The 18,206-nt window shown below is 65.2% G+C and carries 18 protein-coding genes; 10 read left to right on the top strand and 8 right to left on the bottom strand.

The features are described 5' to 3' along the window. The first annotated feature begins 143 nt into the window (after positions 1-143). The 4 genes from DFS21_RS09760 (at position 144) to DFS21_RS09750 (ending at position 2,334) form a co-directional block, all read left to right on the top strand. On the top strand, positions 144-446 hold the full coding sequence (locus DFS21_RS09760) for a DUF1883 domain-containing protein (protein WP_046855131.1): 303 nt from the start codon (positions 144-146) through the stop codon (positions 444-446). 7 nt (positions 447-453) lie between these two features. Then, positions 454-624 (top strand): hypothetical protein, encoded by a 171-nt coding sequence (locus DFS21_RS26725; RefSeq protein ID WP_173862430.1) that lies wholly within the window; start codon positions 454-456, stop codon positions 622-624. 35 nt (positions 625-659) lie between these two features. Next, complete coding sequence (locus DFS21_RS09755) at positions 660-1,733, top strand: nitronate monooxygenase family protein (RefSeq protein ID WP_111532202.1); 1,074 nt, start codon at positions 660-662, stop codon at positions 1,731-1,733. A gap of 91 nt (positions 1,734-1,824) precedes the next feature. Then, positions 1,825-2,334, top strand: a complete 510-nt coding sequence (locus tag DFS21_RS09750) for a cysteine hydrolase family protein (protein ID WP_110703643.1) — start codon at positions 1,825-1,827, stop codon at positions 2,332-2,334. A gap of 73 nt (positions 2,335-2,407) precedes the next feature. Here DFS21_RS09750 and DFS21_RS09745 read toward each other — a convergent pair whose 3' ends face one another. The 4 genes from DFS21_RS09745 to DFS21_RS09730 all read right to left on the bottom strand — a co-directional run bounded on the left by DFS21_RS09745 (position 2,408) and on the right by DFS21_RS09730 (position 5,630). Further along, on the bottom strand, positions 2,408-2,545 hold the full coding sequence (locus DFS21_RS09745) for a hypothetical protein (RefSeq protein WP_110703645.1): 138 nt from the start codon (positions 2,543-2,545) through the stop codon (positions 2,408-2,410). A gap of 49 nt (positions 2,546-2,594) precedes the next feature. Beyond that, the gene (locus DFS21_RS09740) at positions 2,595-2,738 is read right to left on the bottom strand and encodes a hypothetical protein (RefSeq protein WP_111532201.1); all 144 of its coding nucleotides are present in this window, start codon (positions 2,736-2,738) and stop codon (positions 2,595-2,597) included. Between the two features lie 219 nt (positions 2,739-2,957). Then, on the bottom strand, positions 2,958-5,156 hold the full coding sequence (locus DFS21_RS09735; protein ID WP_110703647.1) for an OsmC domain/YcaO domain-containing protein: 2,199 nt from the start codon (positions 5,154-5,156) through the stop codon (positions 2,958-2,960). Positions 5,157-5,285: 129 nt separating this feature from the next. Next, positions 5,286-5,630, bottom strand: coding sequence for a hypothetical protein (locus DFS21_RS09730; protein ID WP_023630028.1), 345 nt, complete (start codon positions 5,628-5,630; stop codon positions 5,286-5,288). 140 nt (positions 5,631-5,770) lie between these two features. Between DFS21_RS09730 and DFS21_RS09725 the strand changes: the two genes are divergently transcribed. Continuing rightward, positions 5,771-6,451 carry a phytanoyl-CoA dioxygenase family protein gene (locus DFS21_RS09725; RefSeq protein ID WP_110703649.1) on the top strand — a complete coding sequence of 227 codons (681 nt, stop codon included), beginning with the start codon at positions 5,771-5,773 and terminating at the stop codon, positions 6,449-6,451. Here DFS21_RS09725 and DFS21_RS09720 read toward each other — a convergent pair. Further along, the gene (locus DFS21_RS09720; protein WP_046855125.1) at positions 6,438-6,641 is read right to left on the bottom strand and encodes a DUF1289 domain-containing protein; all 204 of its coding nucleotides are present in this window, start codon (positions 6,639-6,641) and stop codon (positions 6,438-6,440) included. The two genes, DFS21_RS09725 and DFS21_RS09720, sit on opposite strands and share 14 nt — an antisense overlap. A gap of 154 nt (positions 6,642-6,795) precedes the next feature. Between DFS21_RS09720 and DFS21_RS09715 the strand changes: the two genes are divergently transcribed. From DFS21_RS09715 to DFS21_RS09700, 4 genes are all read left to right on the top strand, one after another. Then, positions 6,796-7,248 (top strand): thiol-disulfide oxidoreductase DCC family protein, encoded by a 453-nt coding sequence (locus tag DFS21_RS09715; RefSeq protein WP_110703651.1) that lies wholly within the window; start codon positions 6,796-6,798, stop codon positions 7,246-7,248. Beyond that, a complete protein-coding gene (locus DFS21_RS09710) occupies positions 7,245-7,649 on the top strand; it encodes a DoxX-like family protein (protein WP_110703653.1) in 405 nt (134 codons plus the stop codon). The genes DFS21_RS09715 and DFS21_RS09710 overlap by 4 nt, the downstream gene beginning before the upstream one ends. A 90-nt stretch (positions 7,650-7,739) precedes the next feature. Beyond that, positions 7,740-8,228: a sigma-70 family RNA polymerase sigma factor gene (locus tag DFS21_RS09705; RefSeq protein ID WP_110703655.1), complete on the top strand. Its 489-nt coding sequence runs from the start codon at positions 7,740-7,742 to the stop codon at positions 8,226-8,228. Continuing rightward, positions 8,225-9,172 carry a FecR domain-containing protein gene (locus tag DFS21_RS09700; RefSeq protein WP_110703657.1) on the top strand — a complete coding sequence of 316 codons (948 nt, stop codon included), beginning with the start codon at positions 8,225-8,227 and terminating at the stop codon, positions 9,170-9,172. Before DFS21_RS09705 ends, DFS21_RS09700 begins: the two co-directional genes overlap by 4 nt. An 8-nt stretch (positions 9,173-9,180) precedes the next feature. On the opposite strand, the gene DFS21_RS09695 is transcribed toward DFS21_RS09700, so the two are convergent. From DFS21_RS09695 to DFS21_RS09685, 3 genes are read right to left on the bottom strand one after another with little or no spacing between them, the layout of a single operon-like run. Further along, positions 9,181-11,994, bottom strand: coding sequence for a pitrilysin family protein (locus DFS21_RS09695; RefSeq protein ID WP_110703659.1), 2,814 nt, complete (start codon positions 11,992-11,994; stop codon positions 9,181-9,183). Beyond that, the gene (locus DFS21_RS09690; RefSeq protein ID WP_218281289.1) at positions 11,984-13,708 is read right to left on the bottom strand and encodes an ABC transporter ATP-binding protein/permease; all 1,725 of its coding nucleotides are present in this window, start codon (positions 13,706-13,708) and stop codon (positions 11,984-11,986) included. The genes DFS21_RS09695 and DFS21_RS09690 overlap by 11 nt, the downstream gene beginning before the upstream one ends. Further along, complete coding sequence (locus DFS21_RS09685) at positions 13,698-16,478, bottom strand: TonB-dependent receptor plug domain-containing protein (RefSeq protein ID WP_111532200.1); 2,781 nt, start codon at positions 16,476-16,478, stop codon at positions 13,698-13,700. Before DFS21_RS09685 ends, DFS21_RS09690 begins: the two co-directional genes overlap by 11 nt. A 516-nt stretch (positions 16,479-16,994) precedes the next feature. Here DFS21_RS09685 and nhaA point away from each other — a divergent pair. Then, positions 16,995-18,197, top strand: a complete 1,203-nt coding sequence (nhaA, locus tag DFS21_RS09680; RefSeq protein WP_110703698.1) for a Na+/H+ antiporter NhaA — start codon at positions 16,995-16,997, stop codon at positions 18,195-18,197. Positions 18,198-18,206: the final 9 nt, after the last annotated feature.

Here is an 18,206-nt window from a genome sequence, read left to right as displayed (position 1 = left end):
CAAAGTCATCCTCTGACCACGTCCAGGCGTTTTTGCTCCCACGTCTGGCGGAAATCTCCTTGGCTTGGTCAGCCCGGGCGCAAGTGTAACCTCACATCGTGATATCTTTCGCGTTTGCAGAAACAATCCTTGCGGAGCGCCCCATGAAATTCGTACACCAGCGCGAACACCTGAACGAGGACGACATCGTCGTCATCGAGTGTTCCCAGCGCTGCAACATCCGCCTGATGAACGACGCCAACTTCCGCAGCTTCAAGAATGGCGGCCGGCATACCTACCACGGTGGCCACTTCGAGAAATTTCCGGCGAAGATCACCGTACCCAGCACCGGTTTCTGGAACATCACCATCGACACCGTGACCACCCGCCCGATCTCCGTGACGCGCAAGCCAACCCTGACCCACAAGATCAAGATCATTCGTCGCTCGTCGTCGAAACTCGGATGAGACCAGCATGACCCAGACCATCAAGTACGTGATCAAGTACAAGCTCGACGGCGAACGCCGCTGGGATTTCGCCCTGATGACCGACGCGTCCATGGCGCAGGCACAGGAAGCCCTGCGCAAGATCCATGGCGACGACGCCGACAAGATCAGCGACATCCAGGTCAGCAAGGCCCTGTAGCCACTCTGGATCCCACCGCACTCAAGGAGTCGCCCATGAGCACCTGGCCAGACCGCCGCATCCTCGACCTGCTGAACATCGAGCTGCCTATCCTCCAGGCGCCCATGGCCGGCGCCACCGGCTCAGCCATGGCCATTGCCGTCGGTCATGCCGGAGGCCTGGGCGCCCTGCCCTGCGCCATGCTCTCCAGCGAGCAGCTGCGTGGCGAGATCGAAGCCTTTCGCAGCGCCTGCCAGGGTCCGCTCAACCTGAACTTCTTCTGCCACCAACCGCCGGCGCCAGACCCCGAGCAAGACGCTCGCTGGAAACAGGCGCTAAAGCCCTTCTACGAGGAAGTCGGCGCGGACTTCGAGACGCCGACGCCGGTGTCCAATCGCGCGCCCTTTGACGAACAAAGCTGCAAGCTGGTGGAAGAACTGCGCCCGGAAGTGGTCAGCTTCCACTTCGGCCTGCCAGCGCCGGCGCTGCTGGAGCGGGTCAAGGCGGCAGGTGCCAAGGTGCTGTCCAGCGCCACCACGGTGGAGGAAGCGATCTGGCTGGAACAGCATGGCTGCGACGCGATCATCGCCATGGGCTATGAAGCCGGCGGCCATCGCGGCATGTTCCTCAGCAGCGACATCACCAGCCAGATCGGCACCTTCGCCCTGGTGCCGCAGATCGTCGACGCGGTGAGCCTGCCGGTGATCGCGGCAGGCGGCGTGGCTGATCACCGCGGCCTGCTTGCCGCCCTGGCCCTGGGCGCCTCGGCGGTGCAGATCGGCACCGCCTACCTGTTCTGCCCCGAGGCCAAGGTCTCACCTGCGCACCGCCACGCCCTGGACAGCGCCTCCGCCAGCGATACCGCGCTGACCAACCTGTTCACCGGCCGCCCGGCCCGCGGCATCAACAACCGCCTCATGCGCGAGCTAGGCCCGATGAGCGCCCTGGCCCCACGCTTCCCGTTGGCCGGCGGCGCGCTCATGCCGCTGCGCGCGATCAGCGACCCGCAAGGCAACAGTGATTTCAGCAACCTGTGGGCCGGGCAGGCGTTACGCCTGGGAAGGCACCTGGGCGCAGAGAAACTGACCCGCGAAATTGCAGGTGAGGCCCTGAAGCGGCTTGTCCGGTGAACGCGACACGTTCATAGAGAGCCCCTTGCCGCAAAAAACCGGCGTGCGGCGGTATACTCGCCAGCCTTCGAACCTCGCCCGGAAAACCGCCATGCAGCAAGTCCTGCTCATCGTCGATGTGCAATCCACCTTCAGCCCCTCCGAGAAACTGGTGGATGGCATCCGCGTGCTGTCGGCGCATATCCCCACCATCGCCTCGGTCGAGCTGCACGACGAGCAGGTCACGCCTTTCCAGCGCCAGCTCGGTTGGCACCCGGCCAGCGAGGACGTGGCCCTGGTCGAGGCGGACAAGGTGTTCGTCAAGCATGGCTACGGCCAGACCGCCGAGACCCTCGACCACATCAAAAGCCTCGGCGTCGAACGGGTGCTGGTCTGCGGGCTGCAGACCGAGACCTGCGTGCTGGCCGCAGGCTTCGCCCTGTTCGATGCAGGCCTTACCCCGACACTGGTGACCGACCTGACCATGGGTTCCTCGCTGGACCGCTCCGGGCAACTGGGCATCGAGCTGTGGAAACACCATTTCGGTCACGTCACCACCGCCGCCGAGGTGCTGGCCGGGCTGCACGCCCATCGAGAGGTTCCACGCCCCTCGAATACGTAGTGATCGTTGTGCAGCCAGCCCGGCCGTTATCCGCCGCGCAAGCTCGCGCCTGCCGTCTCAGGCGGCCATGGGATCAAGGGCACTCGCAGGTGGAAGGCCCGAACACAGGTCCCGCGCAAGGGTCTTCGCCTGGGCCGAATACCGGGCACGACGCCTGGGCCGTCACGGAAAAGCCCCACAGCAGCAGTACAGCCAACATGACGTTCTTCATGGGTAAACTCCTGGTCAATGATTGATTCTTCCCTGCACCTTCGCGGTGATCAGCGCTCGCACACGCAGGTCGTCGGGCCCAGCACCGGGCCGGCACAAGGTTCCTCCCACGGCCCCAGCACCGCGCAATCGGCCTGCGCCGTCATCGAGCACATCCACAGCAGTATCGCGCCTGCCAGCATTTTCCTGTTCATCCAACCCTCCTTGGGTCTATCCCTGACAATCCTTCCCCGACGGGCGACAACCGCTCGCCGGGCCCGCAACAGCTAAGACCAACCCTGTTCAGTGCGCAACTGTGGTGCATCGTCGCAGCTGGAGGTCGGTAAAGCGCAAAGGATTAAACGCGAACCGTGCAGAACGCTGACCGAAAAAGAAAGGGCCGCTTTACGCGGCCCTTGGCATTCAAGACGTGATCAGTTGTACAACCCAGCCGCCCTCGCCCGTGCGGCATGCAGCTTCTTGTAGCTCTCGACCAGGCGCAGGTGGCGGTCCAGCCCCTCGAGCTTCATGCTGGTCGGGGTCAAGCCATGGAAACGCACACTGCCATCCACCGAGCCCAGCACCGCGTCCATCCGCTCGTTGCCGAACATGCGACGGAAGTTGGCCTCGTAGTCGGCCATCTCCAGCTCATCGTCCAGCACCACCTCCAGCACCACGTTCAGCGCCTGGTAGAACAGCCCACGCTCGACGGTGTTGTCGTTGAACTGCAGGAACATCTCGACCAGTTCCTTGGCGTCCTCGAAGCGCTGCAGCACCAGGTGAATCAGCAGTTTCAGCTCGAGGATGGTCAACTGGCCCCACACCGTGTTGTCGTCGAACTCGACGCCGATCAGCGTGGTGATGGTGGTGTAATCGTCCACCTCGGCATTGTCCAGACGCTTGAGCAGCAGCTTCAGCGAGCGGTTGTCCAGCTGGTGCAGGTTGAGGATGTCGGCACGGAAACCCAGCGCCCGGTTGGTGTTGTCCCAGATCAGGTCCTCGACCGGGTAGATCTCCGAATAGCCCGGCACCAGGATGCGGCAGGCGGTGGCGCCGAGGTCGTCGTACACGGCCATGTACACCTCCTTGCCCAGGTCCTCGAGGATGCCAAACAGCGTCTGCGCCTCCTGCTGGTTGGAGTCCTCGCCGTGGCCCGAGAAGTCCCACTCGACGAATTCGAAGTCGGCCTTGGCGCTGAAGAAGCGCCACGACACCACGCCGCTGGAGTCGATGAAGTGCTCGACGAAGTTGTTCGGCTCGGTCAGCGCGAGGCTGTCGAAGGTCGGCTGCGGCAGATCGTTCAGGCCCTCGAAGCTGCGGCCCTGAAGCAGTTCGGTGAGGCTGCGTTCCAGCGCCACCTCGAAGCTCGGATGGGCACCGAACGAAGCGAACACGCCGCCGGTGCGCGGGTTCATCAGGGTCACGCACATCACCGGGAACTCACCACCCAGCGACGCGTCCTTGACCAGCACCGGGAAGCCCTGCTCCTCCAACCCCTGGATGCCAGCGACGATGCCCGGGTACTTGGCCAGTACCTCCTGCGGCACGTCCGGCAGGCACAGCTCGCCTTCGAGGATCTCGCGCTTGACTGCCCGCTCGAAGATCTCCGACAAGCACTGCACCTGCGCCTCGGCCAGGGTGTTGCCGGCGCTCATGCCATTGCTCAGGTACAGGTTCTCGATCAGGTTGGACGGGAAGTACACCGTCTCGCCGTCCGACTGGCGCACGAACGGCAGCGAGCAGATACCGCGCTCCTTGTTGCCCGAATTGGTGTCGTACAGGTGCGAGCCGCGCAGCTCGCCGTCGGGGTTGAAGATCTCCAGGCAGTGCTGGTCGAGGATCTCGGCCGGCAGCGCGTCCTTGGGCCCAGGCTTGAACCACTGCTCGTTGGGGTAGTGCACGAACGCGGCGTTGGCGATGTCCTCGCCCCAGAACTGGTCGTTGTAGAAGAAGTTGCAGTTCAAGCGCTCGATGAACTCACCCAGCGCCGAGGCCAGCGCCGCCTCCTTGGTCGCGCCCTTGCCGTTGGTGAAGCACATCGGCGACTGCGCGTCGCGCACGTGCAGCGACCAGACGTTGGGCACGATGTTGCGCCACGAAGCGATCTCGATCTTCATCCCCAGCTCCGCCAGCAGGGCAGACATGTTGGCGATAGTCTGCTCCAGCGGCAGGTCCTTGCCGGGGATGTAGGTGGTGGTGTCCGACACCGGCATCAGCAATGCCTGGGCATCGGCGTCGAGGTTGTCGACCTCCTCGATGATGAACTCGGGGCCGGTCTGCACCACTTTCTTCACGGTGCAGCGGTCGATGGAGCGCAGGATGCCCTGACGGTCCTTCTCGGAGATGTCCTCGGGCAGCTCGACCTGGATCTTGAAGATCTGGTTGTAGCGGTTCTCGGGGTCGACGATGTTGTTCTGCGACAGGCGGATGTTTTCGGTCGGAATGTCGCGGGTCTGACAGTACAGCTTGACGAAGTACGCCGCGCACAGGGCCGACGAGGCCAGGAAGTAGTCGAACGGCCCCGGGGCCGAGCCATCGCCCTTGTAGCGGATCGGCTGGTCGGCGATCACCGTGAAGTCGTCGAACTTGGCTTCGAGACGGAGGTTGTCGAGAAAATTGACCTTGATTTCCATGCGAGGAGGTACCAGGAAGCGGGGCGGAAAATGGCAGGTATTATCCGGGATTCGCCGGCGAATGTCTTGGCATACCGCCGGACGAGCCGCAACGGGTCGCGCGGGCATCTTTCATGGCTTCGCCAGCCCCTACTCCGCCCGGAAGCTCCAGACGATCTCGACCACCCGCGAAGCCAGCACCAGGTAAAGCAAACACAGGATCACCTGCAGCGCCGTGTGATAAGGCAGTTTGGCCAGCCGGTGCAAGGTATCGCTGACGTTCAGCAGCAGCAACAGCGCCGATACCAGGATCAGCCCCCAGCCAGTGAAACTCGACACCCACAAGCCCAGCAGGATCTGCTGGTCACCGTGAATCGCCTCGGTGCCTGCGGCGAACAGCAGCGCGCACACCAGCAGGTTCTTCAAGTTGTCGAACACCTTGGCACTGAGGTCGGCGTCGAGCAGTGCCAGGTACTTTTGCCAGAGTCTGCGCATGGGCCTCTCCCACGGATACAGGTGATGTGCGCAAGTCTAGAAGTGATTGGCCAAACGCACGCTACCCGTGGCGCTCGCAAAAGCCGACCAGGCTCACTACCCTTGGCCAACACACGACTGACAGGGATAACGAGAGTGCCATGCCCCATCACCAACAGCTCCACCAGGCGGGCTATGCCCTGCTCCGCCAGGCGATCCCGGCACAATGCCTGGACGAGCTGCGTCGGGTGTTCGAGGACGGGGTGAAACCTTCGGAGGACTGGCCGGTGCCCCGCGCCGGGGACTGGCGTCATGCGCAACTGGATGGCGCAGCAGCGGTCCAGGCCGTTTGCCGCTTGCCGCATGTGCTGGCAGCGGTTGGCGCGTTGATCGGCGAACGGTTCTTCCTCTACCAGGTCGAGGGGCGCGCCCCCGTTGCCGGGGGTGGCCATCAGCGCCTGCACCGTGACCTGTCGGCGCAGCGCCCGGGCGACACGGTGGGGGTGATGGTCTACCTGGATGATTACGGCCCGGACAACGGAGCCACCCGTATCGTCCCCGGCAGCCATCGCCCCGCCCCGGACGCGCCACCTTTCGACTTCAGTGACGAATCACGCAGCGTCCAGCTTGCCGGGCGAGCGGGCGACGCCCTGGTGTTCGATGTCGACCTGGTACATGCCGGCAGCCTGAACGCCAGCGGTGCACCGCGCCGCGCGCTGCTGATCGGTTATGCCGCCGACCCGCTGTATGCCGTGTTCGAGGAAACCGCGCATCTGCGTGGCGTCCAAATGGACACGCACCAACGCTTCGAACCCTCGGACTACCCGTTCACGACGCCATGACCTGGCGCTTGGCGTTCTTCTTGACGATGGCCTTCATACGCGCCGCCGCGCGCTGCACGGTCGCCATCTTTTCCGGGCGCTTCATGCCGCGCCATTTGCGGATCTCGTCCCGGGTCCGGCCACAGCTGACGCACAGCTCACTATTGAGTTGGCATAGCGAAACGCAAGGGTTGTCGATGTCTTTAGCCATGGGGCACTCCGCTGGCGGGGGCGTATCATACCGGCTTCGACCTACAGGGTGCAGGCCAGGGCATGTGCAGGTGATCCACCCGTTGCGCGTGCAGGCGCCTTCGCCTGCCTGAACGCTATAGAATACCGCCCCACCGCCTGAACGGAATCAAACCATGCCCGCTGCTCTGAAACGCCCCACCCCTGCGCCACTGCTCGCGCCAGGGGAAACCGTCCTGCTGTTCGACGGCGTATGCAAGCTGTGCAACGGCTGGGCGAAATTCGTGATCCGCCATGATCGCCATCAACGTATCCGCCTGGCCACGGTGCAGTCAGCGCAAGGCCAGGCGCTGCTCGCCTGGGCGGGCCTGCCGCTAGCGGCGTTCGACACCATGGCGGTGATCCGTGACCAGAACTGCTGGGTGCGCTCCGCGGCGTTTTTCGAAATCGTCCGGCAACTGCCCGGCGCCTGGCCGCTGCTGCGGGTACTGCGCATTTGCCCGCAGGGGCTACGGGACTGGCTGTACGATCGCGTGGCACTCAATCGCTATCGCCTGTTCGGCAAGCACGACCAATGCCTGCTGCCGAGCCCGGACCACCAGCGACGCTTTCTCGAGGCCCAGCCATGAAGCGCCTGCGCCAGGTGCACTGGCTGGCGCGCGCCAGCCTGGCGTTCATCTTCGCCTACCACGGGCTGGTGCCCAAGTTGCTGTTCCTCAGCCCCGGTGAGCAGCTGCTGTTGCAGGCACACGGACTCGGGCATGCAGCCTGGCTGTCACAAATTGCCGGCGTAGCTGAACTGGTGCTCGCCGCACTGCTGCTGATGCCGAGCCTGGCCTGGCCGTTACTGGTCGCCGCAGGCGTGCTGCTTGGGCTGCTGGTGGATGTGGCGGTGATGCAGCCGTCGATGCTGGTGGACGCCTTCAACCCGGTCTCGCTGAACGTGGCGGGGATCGCACTGTGCGCCTGCGCCTGGATCACCCATGTCCCACCCCGCCCCCACAGTGCAGGCACCGAAGTGCAGCGCTGATTCTATGTCGGCATTCGACCGCGCAGATTGATGGCACAATGAATCATCAATGATTATCATTAGCCTTTAATCCGACGTAGCCGAACCACGATGAACTCCAATAATGTCGTCGCCGACCTCTACCAGGCGCACAACGGCTGGCTCAAGGGCTGGCTGCAACGGCGCCTTGGCTGTTCCAGCGAAGTCGCCGACCTGGCCCAGGACACCTTCGTCAAGGTCCTGGGCCGCAACCTCGAAGGCCTGCGCGAGCCCCGCGCGTTCCTGCGCACCATCGCCCACGGCCTGCTGGTGGACAAGGTGCGCCGCAAGGAGCTGGAGCGTGCCTACCTCGCCACCCTGCAGCAACTGCCCGAAGCACTGGCGCCTTCGCCGGAGCTGACCTGCTCGCTGCTCGAAAGCCTGTACGCCCTCGATCGCCTGCTCGCCAATCTGCCGACCAAGGTGCGCCAGGCGTTCCTGCTGTGCCAGCTCGACGGCCTGAAGTACGCCGAAGCAGCCGAACAGCTCGGGGTGACGGTGAGCTCGGTGAAAAAGTACATGCGCACGGCCCTGCTGCACTGCCTGGAACTGCAAGCATGAGCGACGACCACGGCGCGCAGGCATGCATCGAGACCGCGTTGGACTGGTATATCGAGCTGCGCGAGGCCCATGCCGAGGACCCGCGGCGCCAGCGCTGGCAGGCCTGGATTGACGAGTCCGACTCCCATCGCCAGGCCTGGCAACGGGTGCAGGCACTGCAACAACGGTTGTCGGGCGACGACGGCAAGCTGCTGCTTTCGGCATGGCGCGCCACCCCGTCGGCCATTTCGCGACGCGCCTTCGCCGGCAAGCTGTGCCTGCTGCTCGGGGGTACCGCCGGCATGGCCTATACCGGCCAGCAACTGGCCTGGCCGTCCCTAGGCGCCGACCTGCGTACCGCCACCGGCGAACAGCAACGCCTGGCACTGGACGAGCGGCTGACACTTGACCTCAATACCGCCACCGCCCTGGACATCCAGGCGCAAAGCCACGGCACGCTGATCGCCCTGCGGCGTGGCGAGGTGATGGTCGACTCGCGCCAGATGTTGCCTTCGCTCACCCAGGTTCGCAGCGGCCAGGCGCTGATCCAGGCCGACCAGGCCCGCTTTGCCGTCCGCGCCCTGGATGACCAGCCGACGCGCATTTCGGTGTATCGAGGCCAGGTCGGCGTGGTGCTGGCCGATGGCGAACATCGCGTGGCGGCCGGCGAGCAGTTGCTGCTGACCCGCCACCACCTTGAGCGCAGGCCGTTGCCGCTGGCCTCCGATGCCTGGACCCGCGGCCTGCTGATCAGCGCAGGCATGCCCTTGGGCGAGTTCGTCCAGGAGCTGGACCGCTACCGGCCGGGCATCCTGCGCTGCGATCCAAGGATCGCCCAACTGCGCATTTCCGGGTCCTTCGACCTGCACCAGCCCGAACAGGTGCTGGCGACCCTGGGCCAGGTGCTGCCGGTGCAGGTACGCTACCGCAGCCGCTATTGGGCAACACTGGTGCCGACGGCCTGAGCCCCCATCTACAGGTCCCTGTTGACGTTTTTCGGCGCCAGCACGAACTGCTTGGGGTTGCGGCCCAGCCACTGGGTCGCCAGGCCATTGACCCTGTGCAGATCGAGCGCACGCACATGTTCGGGCTCCGCGGCCAGGGCGTTGAAATCATCATCGGTCATGGCCACCTGCATCAGGGCCTCGCTCCAGTATGACGCGCTGCGCCGCTGCTGGCGCTGGTCGTTGAGCAGCGTTTGCCGAGCCTGCTGCAACTCGCTGGCACTGATACCGCCATCGGCGATCTGCTGGATCACCCCGCGGGCCTGGGCTGCCAGCGCCTCGGCCCGGCCCGGGGCAGCGGTGAAATTGAGCCGCGCCAGGTAGTAAGGCGATGGCAGGCGCGCCAGCAATTGGGAGAAGCCAATGGCATAGACGCCCGATGCGTCCTCACGGATCGCCTGACGCAAGCGCAGGCTGGCGACCTGGTCCAGCATCTGCAAGGCCAGCACATCTTCGCGCCGCCAGTCGGCCGGGCTGCTGTACAGCACGCTGACCATGCTTTTCGGGCTGCTCGACCAGGCATAGGCCTCGTTCATCGCTTGGTGCAGCGGGCGTACGCCACGGTCACGCCAGTGTGGCCGGGTGCTGTCGGCGACCGGCAGACTGGCCAGCCAGGTGCGGCTGAGGCTGCGCAGTTGCGCGAGGTTCACGGGGCCGGAGACCACCAGGGTCATGCCTGGTCGCACGCCGAACAGCTCGCCATGGGCACGCGCCAGTTGCGCCGCGTCGAAGTGCCGCCAAGGCCCCTGCGGGTCGCTGACCAGATGCTGGCCATTGGCGTAGGCGCCACGGTTGATCGCATCCATGTAGCGCCGCTCGGCGGGTTGACGCTGCAAGTCATCGGCCATGCGCTGGCGCAGCGCATCCAGTTGCCCGGCATCGAACCGCGCCGCCGTCAGCTTGAGGTTCAGCAGCTTGAACAACGCCTCCATCTGGTCGGCCGGCGCGGTGCCGCGCACGCCATGGAACAGGCTCTCGCTGAACGGCTGCACACGCACGCCCAGGCTGTCACCCAGGCGGGCCAGCTGACGCGGCGAGTAGCCACCATAGCCACTGCGCTCGGCCAACTGGATGGCCCAGTGCTGCTGGCCAGCCAGGCCTTCGGCCTCCAGCGAGCTGCCACCGGCCTGGCGCAGCTCAAGGCGTACATTGTCCTGCAAGCTGGCATCAGCCTTGACGATGACCCGGATACCATTGCCCAGCCGCCACTGAACTGCGCCCACCTCATCCAGCCCGGGCATGTCACTTAGACTGCCGGGCCTGGGCTGCGCCAGGTCCAGCGCCTGCGGGCCCGCCAGCAAGGCGAACGCCCCCGGCTGGCTGACCAGCGCCCGCTGCCATACGGCCTGGAGGTGGCGGTCATCGAAACGCCCGGCATCGCTGTCCGGCCCGATCAAGGCCAGCCGCGGCGAAGCCTGCTGCAACAGCTCGGCCACCGCCGCACGCAGGTGATCGGCAGCGATACGCGGCAGCCAGGCTTCGGTCAGGGCCAGTTGCTGACGCTTGTCGAACATCGGCATGCGGTACTCCAGGGCATCGGCCAGACCATCGGCAAGCAGCGGATGGGCATAGCGTTCCTGGGCGGCGGCCTGGCCCTGCAGTTTCTCCAGCAGACGATGCTTGGCCGCCTGCAGTTCGCCGGCACTGACCGGCTGCACGGCCAGCCTGCGCAACTCGGTGAACAGGCGTTCGGCGGCGCCGGGCAGATCGTCATCGCGCAAGCGCAGGAGGAACAGGTACTGGGCCCGCCGCGCATCGAGCAAGGTCGAGCGCTCGGCCGTGCCAGCGCTGGCAAAACCACCCTGTTCCACCAGCAGTTCGAGGCGTTCGTCGAACACGCTCAGCCACAGGGCGTCGATCAGGTCGCGCCACTGGCCGTTCTGTGTGTCGAGTGGCGCCGCCAGGTCGCGCTGCAAGGTGAACTGCAACAGGCGCTGGCCTTGCTCGGCATCGAACACCTGGGCAACCCGCAGGTCGGTACCACCATGGAACGCGGGCGGTGTCGAGCTGACGGCCTGGCCACGGGGCATGCCGGCGAACCCCCGGTGGATCGCCTGGCGCACCTTGCCTTCGTCGAAGCTGCCGACCACCACCAACGTCATGCGTTGCGGCTGATAGCCATCGCGGTAGTAGGCCAAGGCCTGGTGCAGTGGTGCATGGCGGATGATATCCAGGTCGCCGATAGGGTCGCGTTGGCGGTAGTCGCTATCGGCGTAGCGCAGCGCTTCGAGTTGCTGGTTGATGCGCTGGCCGACGCCCTGACGCAAGCGCCACTCCTCGACGATCACCTCGCGCTCGGCCTCGAAGGCGGCTGGTTCGAAACTCACCTGCCCGGCCCAATCGGCCATCACCCGCAACGCCAAGTCGGTCTCGCCGTCGGGCAGTGACAGCTTGTAGAGCGTGCTGTTGAAGCGGGTCGCGGCATTGATGTCGGGCCCAAGGCTGATACCTTCGCGTTCCAGCGCCTGCAGGCCGGACTTGCCGGGGAAGTGGCGGCTACCCTTGAACGCCATGTGCTCGACAAAATGCGCCAGGCCGCGCTGCTCTGCGGTTTCCTGCATCGAGCCGCTGGCCACCAGCAGGCGCAGCTCCACGCCAGGCGCCTGGCGTGGCAGCAACAGAACGCGCAGGCCATTGTCGAGTCGGTAGTCACGCAGGCCCGGGCGCACCGGCAGCTCGCCCGGCGTCTTGGCAGCTTCGACGTGCTCGGCAGTGCTCGAGGGGGTGACGTTGCAGGCCGCCAGGCTCAATGAACAGGTGAGCAGCAGGATTCTAGTGAACATCGGCGAGGGGTTCCTTTGCAGCATAGGGGACGCCACCCAGGTCGATCACTTGATCGGCCAGGACAGACAGGTGAGGCTGGTGGCTCACCAGCAGGATCGCGCTGTCGGACAGACGCCTGTGCAGCAGCGACAGCAGCTCGCTGGCGGTATCCGGGTCGAGGGCCGAGGTGATCTCGTCCAGCAGCAACAAGCGTGGGCGGTTGAGCAGCAGGCGCGCGAACAGCAAGCGTTGCTGCTCGCCACCGGACAACCGCTGGCGCCAGTCAGCGCGCAGCCACAGCCGCTCCGTCCACTCGCCTAGCCCGACTTCCATCAGGGCCTGGTGCAGCTGCAGCTCGGTGAAGGTGTCCGTCGGCCTGGGATAGGCCAGCAACTCGGCGAGGGTTTCCTCCGCCAGATACCCTTGCTGGGGTATCCAGAACACCTCGGCGCGGCAGATCAGGGTGCCTTGGTAATGGGGCCAGAAGCCGGCCAGCGTACGCAACAACGTGGATTTGCCCAGCCCGGAACGCCCACGCAAAAGGGTCAGGCTGCCGGGTAGCAGGTGCAGGGTCAGCGGCGCCAGCAGCGGACGGCCATCGGCATGCTCGACACCCAGGCGTGCCTCCAGCAACGCCTGGCGCGACGCGCCGTCCTCCGTCGGCTGGCCAGGGCTGGTGTCGAGCAGACTGACGAAACCGTGCAGCCGCTCCACACAGGCCGACCACAGGGCGATGTCGCGATAGGCATGGATGAACCAGCTGAGCGAGCTGGAAACCTGGCCGAACGCCGACTGGATGCGCATCAGCCCGCCGAGCTGAAGCTGCCCGGCGAGGAACGCTGGCAAGGCGAAGAAGAACGGCGCGATGATCGTCACCTGCTTGTAGCCCACGGTGAAGAACGCCAGATTGCGCTCGGCGCGCATCAGCTGGTACCAGTTGCCCACCACTTCGGCGAAGCACCGGCCCAGGGCCTTGCGCTCACTGGCCTCGCCCCGCTGGCCGGCGATCGCCTCACTGCCGCGCCGACGCAGGATCAGCGCGCTGCGGTAGTCGGCCTCGCGCTGTTGCTGCTGGTAGTTCAGCCGCTGCAGCGCGCCGCCGATCCAACGGGTCAGGCCGATGCCCACCACGGTGTACAGCACGCACGCCCAGACCATGTAGCCAGGCAGATGGTACGCGCTGCCCCACAAGGTGAAACCGAAGCTGCCCGAGAGGGTCCAGAGGATGGCCACGAACGAAACCAGGGTCAGCAGCGCGCGGATGAACGACAGCAACAGTTGCAGGGTAAGCTCGACCATCTGCCGCACGTCGTCGGCGATCCGTTGGTCCGGGTTGTCCGGCTCGCGCCCTTGCACTTGCAGGCGATAGTGGCAGGCATCGGCGCACAGCCAGCGCCCGGCGATATGCTCGGTAAGCCAGGTACGCCAGCGGATCAGCAGTTGCTTGCGCAGGTAGTCGGCGTACACCACCGACAGGATCATCGCCACCGCCAGGCCGGCGAACTGGTACAGGAGCCGGTACAGCGTGCCGCCGTCGACCGCTTGCAGGGCATTGTAGAAGTCACCGTTCCAGGCGTTCAGGCGCACGTTCAGCCACACCCCGAACAGGGTCAGGCCGAGCACCGCAGCCAACAGCACCCAGGCTGGCCAGGCCTGGCGCGAACACCAGAACGGCCGTGAGATGGCCCAGAACTGACGCAGTCGGTTCAGCGGCAGCGAGCGCTCAGAAGTCATAGGACAGCCCCAGCCACAGTTGGCGTCCCGGCTGGTACACCTTGTAGGTGCCGCCACGCCAGTTGAGGGTGTCGCTCTGGTTGCGGGTGTTGAACAGGTTGTTCACCTCGGCGGTAAAGCCCAGCCCACCGGCGAATGCCGGCTTCCATTGCAGGCTGGTGTCCCAGCGCCACAGCGAACCGATCCGCGCCGAACTGTACTTGCGCACCCGCAGGCCGCTGTCGGGCAGGGTGTAGTAGCCGTCGGCATCGGTGTCGTGCTTGTAGACCTGGTCACGGCTGCTTTCGAAGGTCAACCGGTTGAACAACGAGAGCCCCTGGGCCTGCCAGGTAGCCTGCCAGTCCAGGTTGAGTTTCCAGGGCGCGTTGAAATCGGTGGCGGGCAAGTCCTTGGCACTGATCACCTTGCCGTTGTACCAGGCCTTGTCCGGATCGAGCTTCATGCTCAGGTCGATATCGGTGTAACCCAGTTCCAGCGCGGTGTCGCTAAGGGTGCGCTGCCAGGCCAGGGAGGCGCCGAACACATGCTCGGCGCCCTGCCAGCGCAACGGATCGAGCATGCTCACGCTGAGGTAGACGTTGTCGCTGTCAGTCTTGCTGTCGTTGGTGAACTGCTTGACGCTGCGCTTGTCGCTGGCGCGGCTGTCTGGGTACTTGGGCCGGCTGCGCACTTCGTCACGGTGCTTGCGGTTGACGTACTGCAGCGACCACAGGCTGTTGCCCCAGCGCTGGCTGAGACCCACCATCAGCTCGTCGCTGTAGGGGGTCTTGAGGCTGTCGAGGCCCTCGTAGTCGGGGGTGGCGTCCCAGTTGCCGTCGCCGTTGTCGTTCAGTTCCAGGCAGCTGGCGTCGCCGTAGCAATGCTTGAGGCCACCGTTCTGCGCGCCATACAGCGCGTAGGTGAGCATCGAGCTGCCGTAGTAACGGTTGGCACCGGCCTTGAGCACCGTGTCGCCGTTACCTTGCACGTCCCAGGAGAGCGCCAGGCGCGGCGCCAGGTTGTTGCGCCCGACGAAGTCGTCGCGGTCCAGGCGTGCGCCGGGGCGCACGGTCACCCGGCCCCACTCCACGGCATCCTCGAGGAACAGGTGGTAGCTGGTGTAGCGGGTAGATGCGGAACCTGCAAAGAAAGCGTCGACCTGTTGCAGGTTGTAGAAGTCCTGCATGCCGGTAAAGGTTGCCGAGTAGTAGGTCTGATCGCGCTTGAATTCGGCATCGACCTGGTTGACCCCTGCCCCGACGGTCACCTGGTGCCCCAGTACTCCGGTGCGCAGTTGATCGAATGCGAACTGGCCAGACAGTTCGACGGTGTTCTGGTAGCTCTCCAGGCTGCCTGGGCCACCATACTGGTAGTTCCTTGGGGCCCGCCAGTCGGTGAAGTCGCGCACCAGGATCCGAAAGTCGGTATCGCCGTCACGCTCGTCGGTCATGTGCCGATAACTGGCCGACAGGTCCAGGCGCCCCAGGTCGGTCAATTGTTCGAGCTTGAGTATGCTGCCCAGGCCATCGTGGCTGTTGCGATAACCAGAGTCGGCAATGCTGTTCTGGAACATCTGCTCTTCGTAACCGGAGTACAGCACTGTCCAGTGCAGCGTGGTCTCCGGGGAGGCATAGAGGCTGAACTTGGCCGAGAGGTTGTCGGACTGGCGGCGCTGTTGGCGATTCCTGGCCGGGCTGTCGATGGGCACCAGTTCCGTACCCTCGACCATGACCGCCTGCCCGCCCAGATCACGCATGGGAATCTTCGAATCGCGCCGCGAGGCGCTGACCACCACGCCGAGGTTGTCCGCAAGCTGGGTCTCGCCCCAGGCGCCGTAGTCGCTCTTCTGGTACTTGGGCTGGAAGCGTGCCGGGCGGTCGACACTGTTGTTGGCGCTGTCGAAGTCCAGGCGGCTGTCGCTGAAGGTGTGGTTCCAGTCGGCATCGCTGTGCCGGTAGTAAACGCGCCCACCCTGCCCGCCGCGCCAGCTGCGCGAGGTGGCCTCGACCACGCCGCCGGTGAAACCGCTGTAGCGTGCGGAAATGTTCGAGTCATGCACTTCGAGGCTGTCGATCAGGCGGCTGTCGAGGTAGAAGCCCTGCTCGCTGGAGGTGCCCGAGGCCAAGGTCACGCCGTTGCCGGGGTCGACCGGATCGAGGTCGTTGTTCATGCGCATGCCGTCCAGGCTGAACAGCCCCTGGTAAGGGCGCGAGCCATGGATGGAAATCGAATCGGGCTTGATCTCGCCCTGGTTCAGGCCACTCTGGCTGCTGTTGGAGAACTGCACCACCGGGTGGCTGCGCAACAGGTCGGTGAGGTTGCTGTTGGTCTGGGGGCGCTTTTCGATCTGTTCGGCGCTGAGCGCGAAGGGGTTGGAAAAGCGCTGCTCGTCCTCGTTGTGCAGGCTGTTGACGTTGGTCGGCTGCAGGCGCACGGCCTGTTCGTCACTGCCTTGGTCGCGGCGGATCAGGTAACCGGTGCCGGTATCGAAGGCCGCCAGGCCGCTGCCGGCCAGCAGGGCTTCGAGGGCGCCGGCGATGCTGTAGTGCCCCTCCAGGCGCAGCGCATGGTAGCCGTCCACCAGGCGCGAGTCGTACGCCAGGCGGGCGCCTGTGTGTTCGGCAAGACGCGTCAGGCTCTGGCCCAGGGGGCCGGCGGGAATGGCGAAGTACTGTCGCTGGCCGGTCTGCTCGCGGGCGGCCGTTGACGATTCGGCCAGTGCCGGGGGAACAGCCGCCAGGAGCAATGAAGCGCAGAACATTACCGGGAAACGCGAAGTGTCGGAAGGCATCGAGGGTGTCCGTGCTAGGCAGAGTCGACCCCAGGGAACTGGGAATCATTATCGTTCTGTTATGCCGAGCGGGATCGCAAAAGGGACAAACCTCAGCTGGAAAAAGAGTGGCCCAGTCCAGTTCGGCTGGTGCGGTGCTGCCCACGACACAACTCCGCTCCAGTCTCCGGACATGTTCCATGGCAACATTTCGATGCAAAATCTCAGCACAGACCATCGCCCGGATGGTTAGAATGCCCGCCTGGCGTGTGCTGCGTGCGCCCGGGAGCCTTCCCGAATACGGAGAACATTCATTTGTTTTCCGTGAGATCCGTCTATGTTGCACGCATGCCCCCATTCCCCATGGCCCTTCCTGCCCCGTGTCTTCACGGCGTGGGTTGCTGCGCCGCATTCCCCATCCTTCTTCTCGCCCTTCGCCGCAGTGGCCCGTACAGTCCGGAGCCAGCGTCTCGCCGTGCCCGTTGCCCGCCGCGCCACTGCCATTGCGAGGGTGATGCCATGAACGAGGACCGTTACATGACTGCATCCCTTCCAACCGTCAAGCCGCGCTCGATGCTGCGTCACCTGCTGGCCACCGAAGCGGCCGGCGGCGTATTGCTGATGTTCACCGCCGCGCTGGCCATCGTCATCGCCAACAGCCCCTGGGCCAGTGCCTACCAGCACCTGCTGCACCTGCCCGTCGGCCCGGTACTGACCGACAAACTCGGCCCGATGACCGTGCACATGTGGATCAACGATGGTTTGATGGCGATCTTCTTCCTGCTGGTGGGCCTGGAGATCAAGCGCGAGCTGGTCGACGGCCGCCTTGCCAGTTGGGAACAGCGCCGCCTGCCGGCACTGCCGGCACTGATGGGCATGGCCGTGCCGGCGCTCATCTACCTCGCGGTGGCTGGCGGTGAACCCGGGCTGTCCAACGGCTGGGCGATCCCCGCCGCCACCGACATTGCCTTCGCGGTCGGCGCCCTGGCCCTGCTCGGGCGGCATGCGCCGCTGTCGCTCAAGGTGATGCTGGTGTCGGTGGCGATCATCGACGACATGGGCGCGGTGGCGATCATCGCGGTGTTCTACACCTCGTCGCTGAACCTGCTGGCACTGGCCGCTGCCGCCGGCATCATCGCCATCCTGCTGGCCTGCAACCGCCTGCGTGTGGTCAGCCTGTGGCCCTATCTGATCGGCGTGGCCGCGCTGTGGTACGTGACCCTGCTGTCGGGCGTGCACGCCACCATCGCCGGCGTGGTCGGTGCCCTGCTGATCCCCTACAGCACAGGCAGCAGCGAGGCCCGCGAGGCCAGCCCGCTGCTCAGGCTGGAGCATGGCCTGGCGCCGTGGGTCGGTTTCCTCATCGTGCCTGCTTTCGGCTTTGCCAACGCCGGCGTCTCGTTCGGCGACCTGGGCCTTGACGACATCTTTGCCCCGCTGCCGCTGGCCATTGCCCTGGGCCTGCTGCTGGGCAAGCAGCTCGGCGTGTTCGGTGGCGTACTGCTGGCGGTCAAGACCGGCCTGGCCAGCAAACCCCAAGGCGCCAGCTGGCTACAGATCTACGGCGTGGCGATGCTCTGCGGTATCGGCTTCACCATGAGCCTGTTCATCGGCGAACTGGCCTTCCCGGGCCAGGCCGAGAAGATCGATGCAGCCAAGATCGGCATCTTGTTGGGCTCGCTGCTATCGGCAGTGATTGCCTGCCTGATCCTGCGATTTGCGCCCAAGCAGGCCGATTGAAGTAGCCCC

It is taken from the genome of Pseudomonas sp. 2848, from assembly GCF_003253945.1.
Taxonomy (GTDB): domain Bacteria; phylum Pseudomonadota; class Gammaproteobacteria; order Pseudomonadales; family Pseudomonadaceae; genus Aquipseudomonas.
This window is presented reverse-complemented; position numbering and strand designations above follow the sequence as displayed.